At 69.4% G+C, this 22,970-nt stretch carries 20 protein-coding genes; 15 read left to right on the top strand and 5 right to left on the bottom strand.

Annotated features, from left to right (window positions below):
- Nucleotides 1-47: 47 nt before the first annotated feature.
- Together AB0F86_RS26155 and AB0F86_RS26160 are read left to right on the top strand one after the other, a co-directional pair.
- Entirely contained in the window at nt 48-581 is a 534-nt protein-coding gene (locus AB0F86_RS26155; protein ID WP_356987245.1) for a DUF1353 domain-containing protein, read from the top strand.
- Between the two features lie 89 nt (nt 582-670).
- Nucleotides 671-829, top strand: coding sequence for a hypothetical protein (locus AB0F86_RS26160; protein WP_356987247.1), 159 nt, complete (start codon nt 671-673; stop codon nt 827-829).
- Between the two features lie 3 nt (nt 830-832).
- Here AB0F86_RS26160 and AB0F86_RS26165 read toward each other — a convergent pair whose 3' ends face one another.
- Entirely contained in the window at nt 833-1,324 is a 492-nt protein-coding gene (locus AB0F86_RS26165) for a nitroreductase/quinone reductase family protein (RefSeq protein WP_225282472.1), read from the bottom strand.
- A 58-nt stretch (nt 1,325-1,382) separates the two neighbouring features.
- Complete coding sequence (locus AB0F86_RS26170) at nt 1,383-2,099, bottom strand: NUDIX domain-containing protein (RefSeq protein WP_181701233.1); 717 nt, start codon at nt 2,097-2,099, stop codon at nt 1,383-1,385.
- A gap of 78 nt (nt 2,100-2,177) precedes the next feature.
- Between AB0F86_RS26170 and nadA the strand changes: the two genes are divergently transcribed.
- The 3 genes from nadA (at nt 2,178) to nadC (ending at nt 6,057) form a co-directional block, all read left to right on the top strand.
- Nucleotides 2,178-3,215 (top strand): quinolinate synthase NadA, encoded by a 1,038-nt coding sequence (gene nadA / locus AB0F86_RS26175; RefSeq protein WP_067498729.1) that lies wholly within the window; start codon nt 2,178-2,180, stop codon nt 3,213-3,215.
- A 32-nt stretch (nt 3,216-3,247) separates the two neighbouring features.
- Entirely contained in the window at nt 3,248-4,993 is a 1,746-nt protein-coding gene (locus AB0F86_RS26180) for an L-aspartate oxidase (RefSeq protein WP_356987249.1), read from the top strand.
- Nucleotides 4,994-5,196: 203 nt separating this feature from the next.
- Nucleotides 5,197-6,057 (top strand): carboxylating nicotinate-nucleotide diphosphorylase, encoded by an 861-nt coding sequence (gene nadC / locus AB0F86_RS26185; RefSeq protein WP_356987250.1) that lies wholly within the window; start codon nt 5,197-5,199, stop codon nt 6,055-6,057.
- Nucleotides 6,058-6,467: 410 nt separating this feature from the next.
- On the opposite strand, the gene AB0F86_RS26190 is transcribed toward nadC, so the two are convergent.
- Nucleotides 6,468-7,640: a winged helix DNA-binding domain-containing protein gene (locus AB0F86_RS26190; RefSeq protein ID WP_356987251.1), complete on the bottom strand. Its 1,173-nt coding sequence runs from the start codon at nt 7,638-7,640 to the stop codon at nt 6,468-6,470.
- A 120-nt stretch (nt 7,641-7,760) separates the two neighbouring features.
- Between AB0F86_RS26190 and AB0F86_RS26195 the strand changes: the two genes are divergently transcribed.
- The 10 genes from AB0F86_RS26195 to hisH all read left to right on the top strand — a co-directional run bounded on the left by AB0F86_RS26195 (nt 7,761) and on the right by hisH (nt 21,560).
- Nucleotides 7,761-9,974, top strand: a complete 2,214-nt coding sequence (locus AB0F86_RS26195; RefSeq protein WP_356987253.1) for a TRAP transporter fused permease subunit — start codon at nt 7,761-7,763, stop codon at nt 9,972-9,974.
- 41 nt (nt 9,975-10,015) lie between these two features.
- Nucleotides 10,016-11,005, top strand: coding sequence for a TAXI family TRAP transporter solute-binding subunit (locus AB0F86_RS26200; RefSeq protein ID WP_181697626.1), 990 nt, complete (start codon nt 10,016-10,018; stop codon nt 11,003-11,005).
- 152 nt (nt 11,006-11,157) lie between these two features.
- Nucleotides 11,158-12,015, top strand: coding sequence for an arylamine N-acetyltransferase (locus AB0F86_RS26205; RefSeq protein WP_356987255.1), 858 nt, complete (start codon nt 11,158-11,160; stop codon nt 12,013-12,015).
- Nucleotides 12,016-12,143: 128 nt separating this feature from the next.
- Nucleotides 12,144-14,219 carry an acyltransferase family protein gene (locus AB0F86_RS26210; protein ID WP_356987257.1) on the top strand — a complete coding sequence of 692 codons (2,076 nt, stop codon included), beginning with the start codon at nt 12,144-12,146 and terminating at the stop codon, nt 14,217-14,219.
- Nucleotides 14,220-14,265: 46 nt separating this feature from the next.
- Nucleotides 14,266-16,005, top strand: coding sequence for a penicillin-binding transpeptidase domain-containing protein (locus tag AB0F86_RS26215; RefSeq protein ID WP_356987258.1), 1,740 nt, complete (start codon nt 14,266-14,268; stop codon nt 16,003-16,005).
- Nucleotides 16,006-16,093: 88 nt separating this feature from the next.
- Nucleotides 16,094-17,695 (top strand): serine/threonine-protein kinase, encoded by a 1,602-nt coding sequence (locus tag AB0F86_RS26220; protein ID WP_181697629.1) that lies wholly within the window; start codon nt 16,094-16,096, stop codon nt 17,693-17,695.
- Between the two features lie 143 nt (nt 17,696-17,838).
- Nucleotides 17,839-19,176, top strand: a complete 1,338-nt coding sequence (gene hisD / locus AB0F86_RS26225) for a histidinol dehydrogenase (RefSeq protein WP_181697630.1) — start codon at nt 17,839-17,841, stop codon at nt 19,174-19,176.
- The gene (locus AB0F86_RS26230; protein WP_067498747.1) at nt 19,173-20,300 is read left to right on the top strand and encodes a histidinol-phosphate transaminase; all 1,128 of its coding nucleotides are present in this window, start codon (nt 19,173-19,175) and stop codon (nt 20,298-20,300) included. The genes hisD and AB0F86_RS26230 overlap by 4 nt, the downstream gene beginning before the upstream one ends.
- Before the next feature lie 19 nt (nt 20,301-20,319).
- Nucleotides 20,320-20,934, top strand: coding sequence for an imidazoleglycerol-phosphate dehydratase HisB (hisB, locus tag AB0F86_RS26235; RefSeq protein WP_157105161.1), 615 nt, complete (start codon nt 20,320-20,322; stop codon nt 20,932-20,934).
- On the top strand, nt 20,931-21,560 hold the full coding sequence (gene hisH / locus AB0F86_RS26240) for an imidazole glycerol phosphate synthase subunit HisH (protein WP_067644773.1): 630 nt from the start codon (nt 20,931-20,933) through the stop codon (nt 21,558-21,560). Before hisB ends, hisH begins: the two co-directional genes overlap by 4 nt.
- A 1-nt stretch (nt 21,561) precedes the next feature.
- On the opposite strand, the gene AB0F86_RS26245 is transcribed toward hisH, so the two are convergent.
- Nucleotides 21,562-21,915, bottom strand: a complete 354-nt coding sequence (locus AB0F86_RS26245) for a cupin domain-containing protein (RefSeq protein ID WP_356987260.1) — start codon at nt 21,913-21,915, stop codon at nt 21,562-21,564.
- 27 nt (nt 21,916-21,942) lie between these two features.
- The gene (locus tag AB0F86_RS26250; RefSeq protein WP_356987262.1) at nt 21,943-22,905 is read right to left on the bottom strand and encodes an alpha/beta hydrolase; all 963 of its coding nucleotides are present in this window, start codon (nt 22,903-22,905) and stop codon (nt 21,943-21,945) included.
- Nucleotides 22,906-22,970: the final 65 nt, after the last annotated feature.

The following is a 22,970-nucleotide window of genomic DNA, read 5'->3' on the forward strand; positions in this document are numbered from 1 at the left end:
GCATATCGGCAGGTAGAGAGACTGCGCGCGGCTCGAGAGGAGCAGTCGTGGCATTCATCGGTTCTGGTCCCGTCGTCGAGGGGATCGATGCGAAATTCTGGCGGCTCACCCAGCCGCTCACCTATCGAGGAGCGGTCGAAACCTTCACCGTGCCCGCGGGATTCCGCACCGACTTCGCCTCGGTGCCCCGTGCGCTCGTTTGGCTCATTCCCCGCTACGGCGCCTACACCCGCGCGGCGATCCTGCACGACTATCTGTGCCGCACAGGCGAAGTCGGGCCGGCGGACGCCGACGGACTGTTCCGGCGCAGCCTTCGGGAAGCCGGTGTTTCGGTTCCGCGCCGCTGGATGATGTGGGCCGCAGTGCGATTCGGTTCGCGCCTGCGTGGGGCGACGGCGGGCGATGTTCTCGGCTGGTTCCTGATCGCGGCGCCCTCGGTGCTGTTCCTCGCCGTCCCGGTCGTGGTGGTGACCACCGCACTCGTGGTGTTCTGGTTCGTGGAGCTGCTCTTCTGGGCGGTCGGCCGCGTCGCCACCCGCAGCGAGGTTCCGCCGCCCGCGCCCCAGATGAAAACGGCCTGACCCTCATCCGTGCGGGCCGGAAAATCGGTGGAATCCGTCGGATCCACTGCCTACCCTGGGAACGACGAATTTCGGGGGAGGACCTGGACATGAAGACCGAAGACAAGCAGGCGCCCGCCGAGCGGCCCGATCTGGCAGCCTGGCGCAAGCGCCACGCGTTGCGCAGTTCGTCCGCGGCGACCGCGGTGCCGAGTGGCCGCACCTATCGACGCTCCACCAAGCACCGTGATCGGCGCTACGAATCCTGACGGCTACGCGGATTCGCGGGTCAGCACCACCAGCGGCAGTGGCTTGTCCACCTTGGACTGGTAGTCGGCGAGCAGGGGGTTCTCGGTGAGCGCCCAGGCGGCGAACTCGTCGTATCGCTCGCCGGTGAGCACGTCGGCCTTCGCCGGGAACTTCTCCCCGCCGAGCTCGATCGTCACACTCGGGTTCGCCTTGGCGTTGTGGTACCAGGCCGGGTACCGGTCCTCGATGAACGACGACACGTACAGCACATCTCCCCGATACAGCGCGCCGAGCGGAACCACATGGGGCTTACCGCTTTTCGCGCCCGTGGTCGTGAGCAGCAGCAGGGTGGCGCCCGCGTAGTCACCGCCCACCTGGCCACCGTTCTCCCGGAACTCGGTGATGACGCCGTCGTTCCAGCCGGTCATCTCCTCGGCCGAGAACTCCTTGTTCCAAGGGGCATCCGGATCGTCGTAGGAGGTGACTTTTTTCGTATCCGCCGCGTTGTTGTCCATGCGAGCAGTGTGACAGCGACCACCGACAAGTTCGGGCCGCCGACGGCGTCCGTCGAGGTCAGGTGGGTGGGCGGAGGGCGGCGAATTCGTCGGTGACGCGTAGGCCCGAGTCGGTGAAGCGGTAGAGGGCGGCCGGGCGGCCACCTGCGCGGCCGGAGGGGGCCGTGGCGCCGGTGGGGGTGATGACCTTGCGGCGGGTGAGGACGCGCTGGAGGTTGGTGGTGTCGACGTCGTATCCGAGTGCAGCGCAGTAGATTTCGCGCAGCGTCGACATGGTGAAGGTGTCGGGAGCCAAGGCGAAGGCGATGTTGGTGTAGGAGAGTTTGGCGGCCAGGCGGGTGCGGGCGTGGTCGACGACGGTGCGGTGGTCGAAGGACATGTCCGGCAGATCCGACACCGGGTGCCAGGTGGTGTCGGCGGGTAGTTCGGGTTCCGTGGTCAACGGGACGAGCCCGAGGTAGGCCGAGGCGATGCGGCGTGGGGCGGGCACCCGGTCGGGGGCGCTGAACACCGACAGCTGCTCGAGGTGGGCCAGTTCGCGCACGTCGACCTTCTCGGCGAGCTGGCGCCTGGCCGAGGTGTCGAGATCCTCGTCGTCGCGCAGCCTGCCACCGGGCAGCGACCACGTTCCCTTCTGCGGATCGAGCGCGCGTTCCCACAGCAAGACCGCCAGCTCGGGGTGCTTACCGTTTCTACCTGCGGAAACGTCGGAGCCGAAGCGGCGAACCTGGAACACCGCGGTGAGCGATTCGTGGATGGTGTTACTATGGGGCACGTTTTCGATTCTAAGTCGAAAACCTGGTTTGGTGCGAATCGTGGCGCGGATGCCGCTCGCACGAGGAAGGGAGCCACCATGGCGACGACGACTACGCAGCCGACGCTGATGGGTTCGGTCTTCGACGGACCCGGCGGATACGCGGGTGTCGAAGCGACGCCGGAGTGGGCGAAGGAGGTGCGGCGGCTGGCGCGTGAGCGCAACGCCACCATCCTGGCGCACAACTACCAGCTGCCCGAGATCCAGGACGTGGCCGACCACGTCGGCGACTCGCTCGCCCTCTCGCGGATCGCGGCCGAGGCGCCGGAGGACACCATCGTGTTCTGCGGCGTGCACTTCATGGCCGAGACCGCCAAGATTCTCAGCCCGGCCAAGACCGTGCTCATCCCGGATCAGCGGGCGGGCTGCTCGCTGGCCGACTCCATCTCCGCCGAGGAACTGCGCGCCTGGAAGGCCGAGCACCCGGGCGCGATGGTGGTGTCGTACGTGAACACCACGGCCGAGGTGAAGGCGCTCACCGACATCTGCTGCACGTCGTCCAACGCCGTCGACGTGGTCGCCTCGATCGATCCGGACACCGAGGTGCTGTTCCTGCCCGACCAGTTCCTCGGTGCGCACGTCAAGCGGGTGACCGGCCGCGAGAACATGCACATCTGGGCCGGTGAGTGCCACGTGCACGCGGGCATCAACGGTGACGAACTCACCGAGCAGGCCCGCACCCACCCCGACGCCGAACTCTTCGTGCACCCGGAGTGCGGCTGCGCCACCTCGGCGCTCTACCTCGCGGGTGAGGGCGCGTTCCCGGCCGAGCGGGTGCACATCCTCTCGACCGGCGGCATGATCGACGCGGCCAAGGCGTCCACGTCGAACCAGGTGCTGGTGGCCACCGAGGTCGGCATGCTGCACCAGCTGCGCAAGGCCGCGCCGGGCATCGACTTCCAGGCCGTGAACGACCGCGCCTCCTGCAAGTACATGAAGATGATCACCCCCGCCGCGCTGCTGCGCTGCCTGGTGGAGAACGCCGACGAGGTGCACGTCGACCCGGCGATGGCCGAGGCCGGTCGCGCGTCGGTGCAGCGGATGATCGCGATCGGCAACCCCGGCGGTGGGGAGTGATCTCCCCCGCGCGATCGAGCGGATAGACGATCATGAACGTCTCGTGGGAGGCCGAGGCCGACCTGGTGGTGATCGGCGGCGGCGTCGCCGGTCTCACCGCGGCTCGCACCGCCTCGCTGCGCGGGCTGCGGGTGCTCACCCTCAGCAAGGGCGGCCCCACCGACACCTCGACCCAGTACGCGCAGGGCGGCATCGCGGTCGTCGCACCGCGAGGTGATTCGGTCGACTCGCATGTACACGACACGGTCGAGGCCGGTGCCGGGCTGTGCGATATCGACGCGGTGCGCTCGATCGTCGAGGGCGGTCAGGCGGCGATCGCGGCGCTGACCGACCTGGGCGCGGTCTTCGACCTCGGCCGTGACGGGCAGATCTCGCGGACCCGCGAGGGTGGGCACAGCACGCGGCGCATCATTCACGCCGGCGGCGACGCCACCGGCGCGGAGGTGCAGCGGGCCCTCAATGCCGCCGGGCTGCCGGTGCTCTTCGGTGCCGCCGCACTGCGTGTGGTGACCGGACCGGAGGGCGTGTGCGGTGTTGTCGCCGTGTCGGACAACGGTTTCGGTGTGGTGCACACACCCTCGGTGCTGCTGGCGACCGGTGGGCTCGGGCAGCTCTACGCCGCGAGCACCAATCCGCCCGGAGCCACCGGTGACGGGGTGGCGCTGGCGCTGTGGGCGGGAGCGGCGGTGGCCGATCTCGAATTCGTGCAGTTCCATCCGACGGTGCTCTTCACACCGGGTGGGGTCGGGCGGCGGCCGCTGATCAGTGAGGCTGTGCGCGGCGAGGGCGCGAAACTCGTCGATTCCAACGGTGATTCGGTGACCGCCGGGGTCCATCCTCGCGGTGACCTCGCACCGCGTGACGTGGTTTCGCGGGCGATCGCGGCGCGGATGCGGGCGCTCGGTACCGATCACGTGTTCCTCGACGCGCGTCATCTCCCCGGTTTCGCCCAGCGGTTCCCGACGATCACCGCATCCTGCCTGGCCGCGGGTATCGACCCGGCCCAACAGCTGATTCCGGTCGCGCCCGCCGCGCATTACCAGTGCGGCGGAGTATCGACCGATACGTACGGGCGCACCGGAGTACCCGGGTTGTACGCGGCGGGCGAGGTCGCCAGGACCGGGCTGCACGGGGCGAACCGGTTGGCGTCCAACAGTCTGCTCGAGGGGCTCGTCGTCGGTGAACGTGCGGGCGCGGCCGCCGCCGAACGCCTGGGGGTTCGCGCGCGGATCACGGAGATCGGTTCGTGGACAGCTGAATTCGCCGAGCGGGCGGTTGTGCAGCAGGCGATGACCGAACATGCCTCGGTGGTCCGCGACGGGGACGGTCTGGCGCAAGCCCTCGAGCGCATCGAGGCGGCGATCGGGACTGTGACGGTGCCGGATCCCGTTGCCGGTGACGTGCGGCTGCCCGCTTCCGACGTGGTGTCGGTACCCGGTGCAGCCGGGCTGACCGACTCTCGCGGGGTGATGCAGTGCGAGCCCGGTGTGGCTTTCGGGGACGCCGGTCGGTGCGGTCCCGGTCAGCAGGTGGGCGAATCCGCGTCCGTGTGGGCGCGACATCTGCGGTACGTCGAGGACGCGGCGTTGACCGTCACCGCTCGGGCGCTGTTGCGTGCGGCGGCGGCGCGCGCCGAGAGCCGAGGGTGTCACACCCGCTCGGATCACCCGGGTGCGGTCGACGGCCGGCGGCACAGCACGATGGTGCGCCTCGATCCGCGCGGTGGTTTCGATGTGTCGGCTATGCCGGCAGCTACTGCGGTGGTTTGCGTGCGATGAGCGTCGTCGGCAGTTCCGGTGGCAACCGGAGTGCAGGGAGGTCGTCGACGGTCTCGCGCAGGCCGATCCCGTCGATGGCCCCTCGCCGGCGGCCGCTCACATGGGCGGCGCGGCGAAACCTGTAGTACCCGATGAACTGTGGTGAGGCGACGACCTCCCGCTCGACCCGGCGCGAGGCGCGCCCCGAGAACAGGAGTGCAGCAATGACTCTCGATGCCGCGTTGGACCAGGACGAACTGCTGGCCCTGATCCGCACCGCCCTCGACGAGGACCTGCGATACGGACCCGATGTCACCACGATGGCGACCGTGCCCGCCGACGCCGTGAGCAAGGCGTCGGTGGTTTCGCGACAGCACGGCACCGTGGCGGGCATCGATGTCGGTCTGCTCGTGCTCGACGAAGTGCTCGGCGCGGGCAGCTACGAGATCACCGGCCGGGTGGCCGACGGGACCCGGGTGGAACCGGGCACCAGCGTGCTGAGCGTCGTCGCGCCGACGCGCGGCCTGCTCACCGCCGAGCGGACGATGCTCAACCTGGTCTGCCACCTGTCCGGCATCGCCACCGCCACCGCAGCCTGGGTGGACGCGGTGGAAGGCACACGGTGCCGGATCCGCGACAGCCGCAAAACCCTGCCCGGCCTGCGCGCACTGCAGAAGTACGCCGTGCGCGTGGGTGGGGGAGTCAACCACCGCATGGGACTCGGCGATGCCGCGCTCATCAAGGACAACCATGTCGTGGCGGCGGGTTCGGTCGTCGACGCACTACGCGCGGTCCGGGAACTGGCACCCGACATCGCCTGCGAGGTCGAGGTCGACAGTCTCGAACAGCTCGACGCCGTCCTGGCCGAGAACGTGGAGCTCGTCCTGCTCGACAACTTCCCCCTCTGGCAGACCCAGGCCGCCGTCCAGCGCCGCGACGCGACCGCCCCCGACACGAAGCTCGAGTCTTCGGGCGGCCTCTCTCTCGACCAGGCCGCCGACTACGCGAGCACCGGCGTCGACTACCTCGCCATCGGCGCCCTCACCCACTCGGTCCGCGTGCTCGACCTCGGCTTGGACATGTGAGCTGTCGGCCGACTACGGCCGCTTCGGTGCGGCTGTGAACCGCGACGATCGCTCACAACTGCGCCCAGGGACTGCGCTCGGCCGCAGCGTGCCACCACGCCGGTGGCGCCGGGGGCACGGGTCGCGACTCGGGCTGGTCGGGATGTAGGCCCAGTGGTCGAAGGACTTCGCTGCGGACGGATACGCAGACCGAACAGCCGAAACGACCGTCGCGGTGTTGGACTCGTGGGAGGTCGACGCGGATCTCGTCGGCGGCGAAGGGCATCCAGTCGATCCCGCGGTCGCGTAGTCAACCGCGCAATGCGCTGATCGGGCGCTGTGAGCCTGTGACGGCGTCGTAACTCAGTAGGGGGATCCACTCGGGTTCGACAGGTGTCATCCGACCATTGTGACCGACGTGCGGAGACCGGTCAGGCCGTGAGTTCGCGTTGGAGTGGGGTGCGGAAGCGGGGGATGGCGCGGGTGGTGCCGAACCAGGTGGTGGTGCGGTCGATTTCGGTGTCGATGAGTTTTCGGGTTTCGGGGGAGACGTCTTCCAGGAGGCGGGTGACTACTTCGCCGTCGGGGCGTTGGGCCCAGCCGCCGACGATGCGGCCGTCGGCCCAGATGGAGGGGCCGATGTTGCCGTTGGTGTCGAAGAGGGCGGGGGCGTGGGGGCCGAGGAACCAGGCGCGGGACTGCCAGCCCATGGGGGTGGGGTCGAGGGCGGGGAGCAGTGCCGCCCAGGGCTCGGGGGTGGGGACAGGAGCGAGGTCGTCGGCCAGGATGATGCCGGGGGTGCCGTCGAGATCCACTTCGGCGATGTCCAAAGGGGCAAGGGCCTTTCGGATGTCACCGAGGGTCCAGCCGGTCCACCACTTCAGGTCGGTGACGGGGGCGGGGCCGAAGGCGTAGAGCCACCGGCGGACGAGTTCGGTGCGGGCCTCGTCGGCGGGCATCGGTGTAAAGCCTTGGGGGAGCCAAGTTTCCACCGGTGACCAGGTGTACTGGCTGCTCGCCCAGCCGCCGTTGGGACGGCCGCGGACGATGCGACCCTCGGCGCCGAGGATGACCAGGACCCAGGTGGTGATGCTCGTGGGCTTGGAATACGACTTGCCGGGCGCGGTATCGATCTTGGTCTGCAACCGGGGGACGTCTTTGCCCAGTTGGGCGCCCGTGGCCGCGCCACGCGCCAGTAGCGCCGCATGTGTTTCGGCCTCCACCTCGCGCAACCAGGTGTCGACGTCGTCGATCCCGGCCTGCTCGAGATAGCGGCCGTAGGCGCGGCGCTGCTTGTGGGCCAGCGCGTCGCAGGTGGAGGCTTGCAGGACCGGGAGCAGCTCGGTGGGGGCGACGAACATGGTGCGGCGCATGGCGAGCAGGCGCAGCAGGGTGCGGTCGGCGTAGAGCGCCTTCTCCATATCCGCCGGGGTGAGGTCGATACCGCGCGCGCCGACCGAGAGGAACACCGTCGCCGGATCGGTGGCGTGCAGGACGACCATCGACCGGGCGATGTCGACCGGGTCGGTGGACCGGGCGGAGGGTGCGAGGCGATGCCGGATCGCCAGGCGGGCCCGCCGCTGCGCGCTATCGATCGAGATCATGGGCCGCATCCTAAGTGGGGGTACCGACAGAAACGCACGCCCGCTTAGTGTCCATTTTGTGCAGAACGCCCGGTCGCCGTTTTCGCTCCGATGCCCGAATCCCGTTGCTATCGTCCGCACATGAGCGTTGCGCCGCCCGTTGTCACCGCGGCTGAGCTGGGTGTGGACGACGAGGAACGGCCCGCACGGACCCTGTCGGGATTCCCGGCCAGGCTGGTCGGGATCGTCGCGCTCGCGGTGGCGCTGCTGTCGATCTGGCAGGTGTTCCGGCCGCTGGCCCAGGGCAGCCAGTACTACCTGGTGGTGTTTCTCGGGATCGCCTTGCCGTTGGTGTATCTGAGCTATCGGTCCTGGTGGGGCAGGCTCGACCGGGCCGACGCGCCCTCGGTGCTCGACTGGGTGCTCGCGGCGATCGCCCTGGTGGTGTGCCTGTATCCGATCCTGCCGTTGACCTTCGGTGACGCGGGCGGCGGCTACAACGCCTTCCTCGACCGCCAGGGCATGCTCGCCCCGCTCGATGTGGCGATGGGTGGGTTGCTGCTGGTGCTCGTGCTCGAGGCGTGCAGGCGCACGACCGGGGTCATTCTGCCGATCGTGTGCCTGGTGTTCCTCGCCTACGGCTACTACGGCGGGCTGCTGCCGCAGAACTGGGCCATCGCCCACGCCGGGCTGGACGTCGACCAGATCGTCGACGCGCTGTACAACTCGGGTAGCGGGTTCTACGGCACCCCGCTCGACGTGGCGGCCAGCTACATCGTGCTGTTCACCCTGTACGGCGCGGTGCTCGAATTCTCCGGTGCCGCTCGGTTCTTCGTCGATCTTTCGGTGTCGCTGTTCCGTCGCTCGCACAGTGCGGCCGGGCGCACGGCGGTGGCGTCGGGATTCCTGCTCGGCACCGTGTCCGGGTCGGGCACGGCGACGGCGGTGAGTACCGGTGCGGTCACCTGGCCGATCCTGAAGCGGGCTGGTTACCGGCCGGAACAGGCGGGCGGCATGCTCGCGGCGGCGGGTGTGGGCGCGATCCTGTCACCGCCGACGCTCGGGGTGGCGGCATTCATCGTCGCCGAGTACCTCGACGTGTCGTATGTGACCGTGCTCGGCTGGGCACTCATCCCGACCCTGCTGTACTACCTCGGCATTCTCCTGTCGGTGGAGATCGACGCCCGTCGCATCCATGCCGAAGGGCGCGCCCCGGCCGACCTCGCCGATGGCCCGCTGCCGACACCGTGGTGGAAACTGCTGGGACGCTTCGGGTATCACTTCTCGTCGCTGATCGTCATCGTGGTGCTGCTGCTCGCCGGGGTGAGCGCGACCCGTGCCGTCGTCTACGCCACGGCGCTCGCCTTGATCCTGGCTGTGCCGGATCGAATGCTGCGAGCTCGCGACGCGGCCGGAGCCCCATCATCGACTGGCGGATCGTCGACAGTCGGCAAGTCGACAGTCGGCAAGTCGACTGATGGCACGTCGGTAGGCGACCTGTCAACGGGCGACGCATCGTCAGACGCAACGGCGACAAAGCAGTCGACCCCCACAGGCCTATGGACGCGAAAAACACTGCAACGTTTCGTGTTCGAAGCCCTGCGTGCGCTCTCGCTGGGGATGCGCTCCGCACTGCCGGTCGTCGCCGTGTGCGCCGCGGCGGGTGTGATCACCGCGATGACCACCAAGACCGGTCTCGGCGCCCAGCTCGCCTCGCTGCTGGTACGGGCAGGCTCGGTGCTCTCCGACGACCCCGCCGTCGTGCTCGCCACCACCGCGCTGCTCGCCGCGATCGCGTTGTCGCTGCTCGGTCTCGCGGTGCCGGTGACGGCGTCGTTCGTGATCGGCTGGGTCATCATCGGTCCGGCTCTGCTCGACCTGCACGTCGCCGCGCCCGCCGCCGCCATGTTCGTCTTCTACTTCTCGGTGCTCTCGGAGGTCACCCCGCCGACCGCGCTCGCCGCCGTCGGCGCCGCCGCCGTCACCGGCGCGAAGGCCATGCCGACCATGTGGTCGGCGCTGCGCTACGCGCTGCCCGCCTTCCTCGTGCCGCTGATGTTCGTGCTCACCGACTCCGGGCAGCACCTGCTCGGCCGTGGCGCGCTGCTCGACGTGGTGTGGGTGACCGCGGCCGCGTGCGTCGGCGTCGCGGCGCTGGCGGCCGCGACCGGCGGCTGGATCCTCGGCATCGGCGCGGTGGGGGCGGTGCCGCGCGTGCTCGCGGGCGCCGCCGGTCTCACGCTGCTGTATCCGCACCCGACGGCGACGGCGATCGGGCTCGGTGTGCTCGTAGTCGCCGCAGCGGCCGGAGTCGTCGAACGCGTGCGTCGTCGAAAAGCCACGGGCACACCGTGATCGGTCAGCAGGCGGCGCCGCCGTCGAGGAGAGAGGTCGTCATGATCAGAACACTTGGCATCGTTGTCGCGGCGAGCACCGCCGCCGCCCTGCTCACGGGCTGCGGCGGCCGACAGGACTCGCCGACGGCGGACACCGGTGGCGAGGTGAGCTGTGAAGTGAAGCAGGACACCAGGATCGGCATCGCCACCGGCAATGCGACCGGTGTGTACTTCGCACTCGGCAACGCTTACGCCGAACAGATCTCGGCCGCCACCGACGGCAAGGTCAAGGCCACCGCCGCCGAGACCGGAGCCTCGGTGCAGAACATCCAGCAGGTGGTCGGCGGTACCTATCAGGTCGGCTTCTCGCTGGCCGACTCCGCCGCCGACGCCGTGCAGGGCAAGGGCAGCTTCACCAGCGTCCAGCCGGTGCGCGCGCTGGCCCGCCTCTACGACAACTACACCCAGGTGATCGTGCGCGCCGACGCGGGCATCAACTCCCTGGCCGACCTGCGCGGCAAACGGGTCTCCACCGGCTCGCCCAAATCGGGCACCGAGGTGATCGCCCAGCGCGTCCTGCAGGCCTCGGGTCTCAACCCCGACACCGACATCTCCGCCCAGCGCCTCGACCTCACCAAGACCGTCGACGGTCTCAAGGACGGCTCGATCGACGCCATGTTCTGGTCCGGTGGCCTACCGACGCCCGGCATCACCGACCTGTTCACCACCGCGAAGGACAAGGTCAGGTTCCTCGACATCACGGGGGCGCTGCCGAAGCTGAAGGAAATCAACCCCGTCTACGAGGCGGGCTCGATCCCGGCCGCCACCTACGGCCTGAGCGCCGACGTGCCGACCGTGGTCGTGCCCAACCTGCTCGTGGTCCGCGACGACCTCGACGCGAACCTCGCCTGCGTCCTCACCAAGACCCTGCTCGACCGCAAACCCCAACTCGAGCAGGCGAATCCGGCCGCCAAGGGGATCAATGCCGACACCGCGAGCAAGACCGCGCCGGTACAGCTGCACCGCGGCTCGGAGGTAGCCCTGCGCTGACCTCGCCCCCGCCACCCGCGCCCGACACGCGGGTGCCACGGTCCCCGCCGCCCTCGATTACCAGGGGTGACGGGGACCGTGTGCTGTGCCGGGGAACAACCCGTGGCGAGGCTCGGTTGTGCGAAACAGACGCCGACCGAAACGAGGATGCGATGACCGAGGCCGTGGCACGCGACGAACGCTGGCTGGGCGAGGAGCTCGATCTGGACGCCTATCTCGCCCGGATCGGCTACGACGGACCGCGCACCGCCTCGCTCGACACCCTGCGCGCCCTGACACGCGCCCACACCACCACGTTCCCCTTCGAGAACCTCGAGATCATCCTCGGCCGCGGCATTCCGCTCGATCTGAAATCCCTGCAGGACAAACTGGTCCGGCACGCGCGCGGCGGATACTGCTACGAGAACGCCGGTCTCTTCGCCGCCGCCCTGGAACGCCTCGGATTCGATGTGCGTGGCCTGAGCGGCCGGGTGACCTTCGGTTCGCTGGCCACGGGGGCGATCCGGCCCGCCACCCACGCCCTGCTCCGCGTCACCACCCCGGACGACGACCGGGTCTGGATCTGCGATGTCGGTTTCGGTGCCGGTCCGCTCGAACCGTACGAATTGGCCGACAGCGCGGGCGAATTCACGTTGGGGGACTGGCGCTTCCGGCTCGAGCATCGCGACGACCTGTGGGTGCTCTACCAGTTCGGCCGTGACGGCTGGATCGATCGCTACACCTTCACCGAGAACCCGCAGTACCGTACCGACTTCGCGGTGGGGAACCACTTCGTGTCGACCTCGCCACACTCACCGTTCACCACCCGGCCGTTCCTGCAGCGCTTCCGGCCCGACGTCCACCACGTGCTCGACGACCTCACCCTGGTGACCGAATACCCCGACGGCACCAGCGAAAGCCGCGAGATCGATGCGACCGACCTGCCGAAAGTGCTGACCGAGGTGTTCGACATCGAACTCGACCCCGCCGACGCGGAGGTGCTCGTCACCACACCCTGGCGCACCGCCTGACCGCATTTCGGTCCCACCGACACGGCTCGGCGGTTTGCTTCCATCGTGTCGCTACGGCAAATTGATGGTTACTTGCCGGGAAACAAACCCCGATCGCTGCGGTGGGGTCCGATTCAGTGGGGTCGTTTGTGCCGAAGGTTCATTTCGCGTTGCCGGGTCAGCCGGAGCAGGGGGTCCGTTCGAGCGGGGCCGCTGCCCGGCCCGGCTGGCGGTCGGACCTGGACGGGCTACGCGGCGTGGCGATCGCGCTGGTCGTGGCGTTCCACGTGTGGGCGGGCCGGGTCTCCGGTGGCGTCGACGTGTTTCTCGTGCTGTCGGGCTTCTTCTTCACCGGCGCGATCGTGCGCGGGGTGGAGCGCAGCGGCCGGGTGGCCGCCACCGAGACCGCGCGCCGAACCTTGCGCAGACTCACCCCCGCGCTGGTCGTCGTGCTCGCGGCGGTCGCGGTCGCGACGATCACCCTGCGGCCCTACACCCTGCTCGGCGAAACCGCCGCGCAGACTCTCGCCTCGATGTTCTACGCCCAGAACTGGTATCTGGCCGTCGCCGAACTCGACTACACCGCACCCGACCCGACCGTGAGCCCGCTACAACACCTGTGGTCGATGTCGGTGCAGGGACAGTTCTATCTGGTGATCTTCGCGCTGCTGGCCGGTTGGGCGTGGTTGCGCCGCCGGGGCAGGGCCGACCGGGGGACACTCATCGCGGTGCTGACCGCGATCGGGCTGCTCTCGTTCTGGTACGCCACGACCGGAACCGGACACCACCAGGCCTGGACGTATTACGACAGTCTCGCGCGCGGATGGGAGCTGCTGGCCGGCGCGGTGCTCGCCATCGCGGCGCCTTGGCTGCGCCTGCCGACCCGGCTGCGCGGTCTGGCCGCGGGGCTCGGGCTCCTCATGGTCTTCGCCTGCGGTCCGCTCTTCGACGGCGCCACCCAGTTTCCCGGCGTCGCCGCCCTGTGGCCGGTGACCGCCGCCTGCCTGGTGATCGCCGCCGGCTTCGGAACCGGCACGACACCTGGCACCGCGACCCGGCTGCTGTCGGGGCGGGTGTGCACCGAACTGGGCGCGATGGCGTATCCGCTGTACCTGTGGCACTGGCCGATTCTCATCTTCTACCTGGGCGAGACCGGGCGGACCGACGCCGGTGTCGTCGACGGGCTGGTGGTGATCGGTGTCTCGCTGATCCCCGCCTACGCCACCGCGCGCTGGATCGAGGCACCCCTGCGGATGGGGCCGCGCGGTCAGGAGACACCGCCGCACCGGGCCACCGGGACACTCGTCGGCGCGCTCACCGTCGCCGTGCTCGCCTCGGCCCTCGGCTGGCAGCTGGTGCTGCTCGCCAACCCGGCCGTGCCACCGGAAAACCTCGACAGCCTGCGCTACCCGGGAGCAACCGCGCTGCTCTCCGGCGCCGAGTTCCCCAAGGCGCCCATGCGGCCCACCGTGTTCGAAGGTCACGTCGACACCCCCTCGCCGACCACCGACGGGTGCATCACACCCAACCGCGAGGTTCGCACCTGCGTCTACGGCGACCCTGACGCCGCCCGCTCGATCGCGCTCGTCGGCGGCTCGCATTCCGAACACTGGTTGCCCGCACTCGAAGTGCTCGGCGCCGAACACGGTTTCCGGGTGGTGTCCTACCTCAAGGAAGGGTGCCCGCTGGTGCTGGTCGACGAGCCGTCCTACGCCGAATGGCCCTTCCCCGAATGTCACGAGTGGTCGGTGGAAGTGCTCGACCGGTTGGCCGCAGAACAACCGGACTGGGTGGTCACCCTGTCGACCCGCTACCGCAAGGACGCACCGGGCGACGAGGTGCCCGGCGAGTACCTCGAGGTGTGGTCGGCGCTGCAGGAGCGTGGGCTCAATGTGCTCGCCCTGCGCGACACGCCGCGGCTGCGACGCGACGGCGTGTTCTACCGGGCCCCGGACTGTCTGGCCCACCGCGGCGATCCCGACAGTTGCGGGATGGACCGCAGCGAGGCGCTCGACGCGGTCGACCCGGCCGCCGCACCGGCCGCCGGCTACCCGAACATCTACCTGCTCGATCTCTCCGACGCCGTGTGCCGCCCGCAGCGCTGCCGGGTCGTCGAGGGCAATGTGCTGATCTATCGCGACGAACACCACCTCACCGCCAGTTACGCCCGATCACTCGCCCCCGAACTGGGCCGCCAGATCGCCGCCGTCACCGGCTGGTGGTGAGCGCGAGATCACCACGCGCGCCACAGGTCCGGCTACCCTCGGACCGGTGCGCATACCCCGCAAGGCATCGGTCCTGCTCGTCGCGCTCGCTGTCGTGCCCGTCGCGTGCTCGTCCGGACCGGACCAGCCACAGACGGTCGCCGAGGCCTTCGCGAAGGCCCTGAGCAGCGGTGACGCGGCGGCCGCCGCGGCCCTCACCGACGCCCCCGACCAGGCCCGCCAGACCCTCACCACCCTGTTCGAGAACCTGGGCAAGAACGACACCGTGCGGGTGAGCGCCACCGACGAGGCGAGCTTCACCCTCGAATCCACCTGGAAGCTCGGCACGGGCGGTCAGGACGAATGGACCTACACCAGCACCGGAACGGCCGACGAGAACGACTGGACGATCGATTGGAACCCCGCCACGGTGGCGCCCGGCCTCGATCTCGGCCCGCTCAGCTACAGCCCCATACCACCGAAACCCGCACGCGTGCTCGACGCGAGCGGTGGTGAGCTGATGACCGAGCAGGTGGTGACCCTGGTGACCGTCGCCCCGGACGCCGACCTGCCCGCCGTGGCCGCCGCGCTCGCGCCGCACGGCGTCACCGAGGCCAGCCTGAGAACGGATCTCGATGCGGCCCAAGGCAAACCGATCACCGCGGTCGCCCTGCGCGAGGCCGACATCGCCCCGGTCCGTGACACGCTGACCGGGCTGCGCGGTGTGACCCTGGCACCCCAACCGAGACTGCTGACCGTCGACAAGACCCTCGCGGCACCGACGCTGGCCGGACTGACCGAACTCTGGCAGCACCAGGCCGACGACGCGGCGGGCTGGGCGGTACGCGCCCACACGCCCTCGGGCACCCAGCGCATCGCCGGACCCGACGCCACCGCGACCACCGACATCGCCACCACCCTCGACATCGACCTGCAGAACGCCGCCGAAGGCGCGCTGGCGCCCGTGCCGACGCCCGCCGCCATCGTGGCGCTGCGGCCCTCGACGGGCGAGGTGCTCGCCGTCGCGCAGAACGCACCTGCCGACGCGCAGGGTCCCATCGCGCTCACCGGGCTCTACCCGCCGGGTTCGACGTTCAAGACCGTCACCGTGTCGGCCGCGTTGCAGGCGGGCGGTGTCACCGCCGACACCGTGCTGCCGTGCCCCGGCCGCGCCACCATCGAAGGCCGGACCATCCCCAACGACGACGGTTTCGACCTCGGTGACGTGCCGCTGCACACCGCCTTCGCCCGGTCCTGCAATACGACGATGGCGCAGCTCGGTGTGCGCCTGCCCGCCGACGGGCTCACCCAGGCCGCCGCGCAACTCGGCCTCGGAGTGGACTATGTGACACCCGGCTTGACGACAGTCACCGGGAAAGTTCCCACCGCGCAGAATCCGGCGCAGCAGGTGGAAGCGAGCATCGGACAGGGCACGGTCACCGCGTCGCCGTTCGGAATGGCGCTCGTCGCCGCCTCGCTCGCCAACGGAACCGCGCCCGCGCCGTCGGTGGTCGTGGGTCGTCCTGGCACCGCCGACCGCCGGACCGAACCGGTGCCCGCCGCGGTGACATCGCAGGTGGAAGCCATGATGGCCGAGACGGTCAGCGCCGGAACCGTCACCGCCCTGCGCGACATTCCCGGCCTGCTCGGCAAGACCGGCACGGCCGAGTACCTCGACGACGAACACGCACACGGATGGTTCGTCGGAATCCGCGGCGACCTCGCCTTCGCGGTCTTCGTCGCCGACGCGGGCAGCTCCGGACCGGCGGTCGAGTCGGCGGGCAGGATGCTTCGTGTGACACGATGAGCCATCTCACTCTCCGCAGGCGTGCAATCCCCCCGCTGCCGCACGCGGTCACCACCAGTCGAGCTACACTCGTCGGCGGGCCATACCCATGGTCAATACGCGGGATGTCACAATTTCGAGAAGGTTCGGAGTAGGCGCCATCGATACCGGTCAGAAGATCGCGGAGCATTACCGCCTGGTCGAGCGTATTGGTAGCGGCGGCACAGGCGTTGTATGGCGCGCTGTCGACGAACGCCTCCAACGCTCGGTTGCGGTGAAGCAGATCCACATCAAGCCGAGCCTGCCCGAGGCCGAGCGAGATGTGCTGCGCCAGCGTGCGATTCGCGAAGCCCGCAATGCGGCACGCTTCCAGCATCCCAATGCCATCGTCGTTTTCGACATCACCGAGCACAACGGTGATCCGTGCCTGGTGATGGAATACCTCAAGTCGGTGAGCCTCGCCGCGGAACTGGGCCAGAAGGGCCCGTTGCCGCTGCTCGAGGTGGCCCGCATCGGTGAGCAGGTGGCGTCCTCGTTGATCGCCGCCCACCAGGCCGGGCTCGTGCACCGCGACGTGAAGCCGGGCAACATCCTGCTCGGTGAGCACGGTGAGGTGAAGATCACCGACTTCGGCATCTCGCGGGCCGCGGGCGATGTGACCCTCACCGAGACCGGCCTCATCTGCGGCACCGCCGCGTACTTGGCGCCCGAAGTGGCGCGCGGCGCCGACCCGACACCGGCCGCCGACGTGTTCGCCCTCGGCGCCACCCTGTTCCACGCGCTGGAAGGCGAACCGCCCTACGGCGCCAACGCCAACCCGCTCGCCGTGCTCTACGCGGCCGCCAACGGCCAGGTGCGCGAACCGCACAACGCCGGTCCGGCCACCGATTTCCTGCTCGACCTGCTCAACCCCGAACCGCTCGATCGTCCGACGATGACCGAGGCCCGCGACGCGCTGGCCGCCTTCGCCGACGACGCCGACGCGGTGCCCGCCGGATTCGTTCCCGCCAGCGAGGCCTACGGCCGCCGCAATTCGGCCGCCACCACGCAGGTGATCCGGCAGTCCGGCGGCAGGCGTGCCTCGCACGCGGGTGCGTCCAACGCGGCGACCCGCCAGATCCGTTCGCAGCCGCGCCCGCAGCCGCGCTACGACACCGCCGCGCATCCGCCCACCCAGGCCCAGCCCGCCCCCGCCCCGCGCAAGCAGCCGGGCAAGGGTCGTGCGGTGCTGATCGGCTCGGGTGTGGGTGCGGTGATCGCCGCGATCGCCGTCGCGATCAGTGCCATGAGTGGGTCGGACTCCGATTCGCCTCAGGTGCAGGCGAATTCGACGACGACGGCACAGGCCGCTGTCGCGCCGACGACGACCTCGGCGATCCCCGCGCTGGGGCAGGCGCCCAATACCGGCACCGTGAACATCGGGTCGGCCGGTCTGCTGGTGGAGAACTTCTTCAGCGATCCTGCCGGGTCGTGGTCGATGCTCACGCCCGCCGCACAGCAGGTGTACGGCAGCGAGGCCGAGTTCCGGCAGTACTGGAACTCGCGCGTCATCACCAGCTTCACCAGCATCACCGCCGTCAGCGGCAACAACGCCGACGGATCGACCGATATGCGCCTGGCCAGCATCACCATCGACGGCCAGACCAAGTCCATGGTCATGCGCGTGGTGAACTACAACGGCAACCTGCGCATCGACGGCGACACCCGCTAGCTCACCCGCCGAAAACCGCTGGTCCGCCCGATACACACGGGCGGATCGGCGCGCGAGGAGGATGTGGCCGAAAACCGGTGGTTGCCGCCCATTAGGCTGGTACCTGACCTGATGCCACGCACAGAACAGGACCGCACTCCGATATGACTCCCCGCATCGAGCTCGCCCGCGTCGATCTGCGCGGTCGTACTCCCTCCGCCGCCGAGCTGCGCACCGCGCTGCCGCGCGGAGGGGTCGACGTCGACTCGGTGCTGCATCATGTGCGGCCGGTCGTCGAAGACATCCGCGACCGGGGCGCCGAAGCCGCGCTGGACTACAGCGAGAAGTTCGACGGTGTCCGCCCGAGCGCGGTCCGGGTGCCGGTCGCCGAGCTGGGCAAGGCCCTCGACGCCCTCGACCCCGCCGTGCGCGCCGCGCTCGAGGTAGCCATCGAGCGGACCAGGAAGGTGCACGCCGATCAGCGCCGCACCGACTCGGTCACCGAGGTGGTGCCCGGCGGCACCGTCACCGAGAAGTGGGTGCCGGTCGAACGGGTGGGCCTGTACGTGCCCGGTGGTAATGCCGTGTACCCGTCGTCGGTCGTGATGAACGTCGTCCCGGCGCAGGCCGCCGGCGTGGAATCGCTGGTGGTGTCCTCGCCGCCGCAGGCGCAGTTCGGTGGCCTGCCGCACCCGACGATCCTGGCGGCCGCCGCGCTGCTCGGTGTCGACGAGGTGTGGGCCGTCGGTGGCGCGCAGGCCGTGGCGCTGCTGTCCTACGGCGGCACCGACACCGACGGTGCGGCGCTGGAACCGGTCGACCTCATCACCGGCCCCGGCAATATCTATGTCACCGCCGCCAAGCGGCTGTGCCGTGGCCTCGTCGGTATCGACGCCGAGGCGGGCCCCACCGAGATCGCCGTGCTGGCCGACGCCACCGCCGACCCGGTGCACGTGGCCGCCGACCTGATCAGCCAAGCCGAGCACGATGTGCTCGCCGCCAGCGTGCTCGTCACCGATTCCGTCGCCCTCGCCGACGCGGTCGATGCCGCCGTCAATGCCCAGCTGGCCGTGGTGAAGCACCACGACCGGGTGCGGGAAGCGTTGCGCGGCAAGCAGTCCGGGATCGTCCTCGTCGACGACATCGCCCAGGGTCTCCGCGTGGTCGACGCCTACGCCGCCGAACACCTCGAGATCCAGACCGCCGACGCGTCGGCCGTGGCCGCGCGGGTGCGTAGCGCGGGCGCGATCTTCGTCGGTCCGTGGGCGCCGGTGAGCCTCGGCGACTACTGCGCCGGGTCCAACCACGTGCTGCCGACCGCGGGCTGCGCGCGGCACTCGTCGGGGTTGAGTGTGCAGACCTTCCTACGTGGCATCCACATCGTGGAGTACACCGAGGCGGCGTTGAAGGATGTCGCGGGACACGTGGTGGCGCTGGCCAATGCCGAGGACCTGCCCGCGCACGGTCAGGCCGTGCAGGCGCGGTTCGAGGCGTTGTCATGAGCACCCCCACCGTGCCCGGCGCCTCGGCGACCCTCGACCAGCTGCCGCTGCGCGACAACCTGCGTGGCAAATCTCCCTACGGCGCACCGCAATTGACGGTGCCGGTGCAGCTCAACACCAACGAGAACCCGCACCCGCCGAGTCGTGCGCTCGTCGACGATGTCGCCGAGTCGGTGCGGGCCGCCGCCGCCGACCTGCACCGCTACCCGGATCGGGACGCGGTCGCGCTGCGCCACGACCTGGCCGAGTACCTGACCCGCCAGACCGGTGTCGCCGTCGATACCAGCAATGTGTGGGCGGCCAACGGGTCCAACGAGATCCTGCAGCAGCTGTTGCAGGCCTTCGGCGGGCCGGGCCGCAGCGCACTGGGTTTCGTGCCGTCGTACTCGATGCACCCGATCATCTCCGAGGGCATCGACACCGAATGGCTAGAGGCCGCGCGCGGCAGCGACTTCTCCCTCGACATCGACTACGCCGTCGCGCAGATCGCCGAACGCCGTCCCGATGTGGTGTTCGTGACCAGCCCGAACAACCCGACCGGGCACAGCGTCCCCATCGACGACCTCGAGCGTGTGCTCGACGCCGCACCGGGCATCGTGGTGGTGGACGAGGCGTACGGGGAGTTCTCGGCCGCGCCGAGCGCGATCACCCTGATCGACCGGTACCCGACCAAGCTGGTCGTCACCCGCACGATGAGCAAGGCGTTCGCCTTCGCCGGTGGCCGCCTCGGTTACCTGGCGGCCTCGCCCGCGGTGATCGACGCGATCCTGCTCGTCCGGTTGCCGTATCACCTGTCGGTGGTCACCCAGGCCGCCGCCCGCGCCGCCCTGCGCCACGCCGACGAAACCCTCGCCAGTGTGGCCGAATTGGCCTCCCAGCGCGATCGGGTCGCCGCGGCGCTCGCCTCGTTCGGGTTCCAGGTGATCCCCAGCGACGCCAATTTCGTGCTGTTCGGCCGGTTCACCGACGCGGCCCGCGCCTGGCAGCACTACCTCGACGCCGGGGTACTCATCCGCGATGTCGGCATTCCCGGCTACCTGCGCGCCACCATCGGGCTCGCCGCCGAGAACGACGAGTTCCTGCGCGTGAGCCGCGATATCGCCGCCACCGACCTCACTCACTAAAAGCGTGGAGAAACAGACCATGAGCAGAACAGCGCGGGTGGAACGGGTCACCAAGGAATCCTCGATCCTGGTGGAGCTGAACCTCGACGGCAGCGGCAAGACCGAGATCTCCACCGGTGTGCCGTTCTACGACCACATGCTCACCGCCCTCGGCGCCCACGCCGGGTTCGACCTGGTGGTGCGTGCCGAAGGCGATATCGAGATCGAGGCACACCACACCGTCGAGGACACCGCCATCGTGTTCGGGCAGGCCCTCGGGCAGGCGCTGGGCGACAAGAAGGGCATCCGCCGGTTCGGCGACGCCTTCATCCCCATGGACGAGACCCTCGCCCACGCCGCCGTCGACGTGTCGGGCCGGCCGTACTGCGTGTTCACCGGCGAGCCGGAACACCTGGTGCACACCATCATTCCGAGCGCGGGCCCCGGTGCGTCGTACTCGACGGTGCTCAACAAGCACGTGTTCGAATCGATCGCGCAGAACGCACGGATCGCCCTGCATGTCCGGGTGCTCTACGGGCGCGACCAACACCACATCACCGAGGCCGAATTCAAGGCTGTCGCACGGGCTTTGCGCGCGGCCGTCGAGATCGACCCTCGCGTGAGCGGTGTGCCGTCCACGAAAGGTGTGCTGTGAAATCCGTCGTGCTGCTGGACTACGGCTCCGGCAACCTGCACTCCGCCGAACGCGCCCTCGTGCGGGCAGGCGCCCAGGTGGAGGTCACTGCCGACCCGACCGCGGCGTTGGCGGCCGACGGGCTCGTCGTCCCCGGTGTCGGCGCGTTCGCGGCCTGCATGGCCGGGCTGCGCGCGGTGCGTGGTGAGCGCATCATCGGGCAGCGCCTGGCCGGTGGACGCCCGGTGCTCGGCATCTGCGTCGGCATGCAGATCATGTTCGACCGGGGTGTGGAGTTCGGCGTGGAAACCGAGGGCTGTGGTGAATGGCCCGGCACGGTCGCCGGGCTCGAGGCCCCCGTCCTCCCGCACATGGGCTGGAACACGGTGAAAGCACCCGCCGACAGCACCCTGTTCGCGGGCATGGACGCCGACACCCGCTTCTACTTCGTCCACTCCTACGCGGCCCAGCAGTGGGAACTGCCCGAAGCCGACCATATTCCGCCGCCGAAACTCACCTGGGCCGAGCACGGCGTGCCGTTCCTCGCCGCCGTCGAGAACGGCCCGCTCTCGGCCACCCAGTTCCACCCGGAGAAGTCCGGCGACGCGGGTGCTCAGTTGCTGCGCAACTGGATCGGGTCACTGTAGGTCAGCCGAGTCGCGGGTCGTCGGCGGTGGATTCGATGGTCTCGCCCGGCGTGTAGTACAGCTCCACGACATTGTCGATGTCGAGGTGGCGATGCCAGTGGCCCTTCGGCACGACGACGAATTGCCCTGCGGTGAGCCGGTTTCGGTGACTGCTGTCGTCGGTGAGGATTTCCACGGTGACGCTGCCGTGCAGGACCATCAGGAATTCGTCGGTGTCGGGGTGCAATTCCCAGTCGGAGCTGGGGAGTTCGGCGCCGTGATACATGCAGAACGCTCCGGTGTTGAACGAGGCCAGTTCGCGAAAATCGAACTGGGCGAGGGTTTTCGCGGTGGTGATGGGGTCGTGTTTGCGCATGGTTCGGCTCTTCTCGGTCGGTGATCGTCAGGGGAGTGGATGGGGTGCCGGGTCGGATTCGGCGCGGCATCCGGCGGTGACGAAGGAGCGGATCGGGGTGGCGCAGGCGGCCGGGGCGTCGAACCAGGGATTGTGGCCGCCGGGGACTTCTTCGAGGTGCGCTGAGGGGATGTGTTCGATGCTGGGGAGGGCGTCGGTGGGGGAGAGGATGACGTCGTCGCGGCCCCAGACGAAGAGCAAGGGGATGTCGAGTCGGCTCGATTCTGTTGGGGCGAGGATGTTTTCGGGGCGTGGTGTACGGCCGTCGAGTAGTCGCGTCAGCAGAGAGCGATAGGCGGCGGCTTGGCCTGGTCGGCGGAGGGGGAGCCGGTGCAGGTCGACGAGGTCGTCCGACATGGCGGCTACCGCCTGCTCGCCGAGAGCCTCGCTGAGGGCGGCTTCGGCGAGGAACCTCGGTGAGGGCAGTCCCATGAGGGCCTGTTCCATCCGGCCACGGAGCGGGGTGGTGAGGGAGACCATCGCGGGAACGGGACGGGCGCCGGGGAGGGCGGTAGCCGGTGCGCCGATGAGCACGGCGCGCGAGATTCGGTCGGGCGCGTCCAATGCTGTCCAGAGTGTGCACAGCCCGCCCAGGGAGTTGGCGATGACGGTCGCTTTCGGCAGGCCGAGTGCGTCGAGAGTTCCGGTCCGCGTGGCGACGGCGAATTCGCGCAGTGAAGGGCCAAGCCACTGCGGTGAAGGGGCCAGTCCCTGACCGGGGAATTCCACCAGGAAGTGCCGGTAACCGGGAAGTTCGGCCACCAGCGGTGCGAAGCATAGCGCCGGTGCGGTGATGCCGTTGAGGTAGATCAACGGACTTCCCGCGCCGACGCTGAGCACTCTGACACGCGAATCACGTTGCGGCAGTGGGTGCTCGGTGATGGTCAGACCGTGTGCGCTGGCAACCCGCTGTTCGATCGCGCGAATCCGATTGTCGAGAGAGGGCGTCATGGATCAACTGTCGCGCGGGGAACTCGGGTAGGTCTTGAACGAATGTCCGCTCTGGGGGCACTGTG

The sequence above is a fragment of the Nocardia sp. NPDC023733 genome, from assembly GCF_040639775.1.
GTDB classification, from domain to species: domain Bacteria; phylum Actinomycetota; class Actinomycetes; order Mycobacteriales; family Mycobacteriaceae; genus Nocardia; species Nocardia rosealba.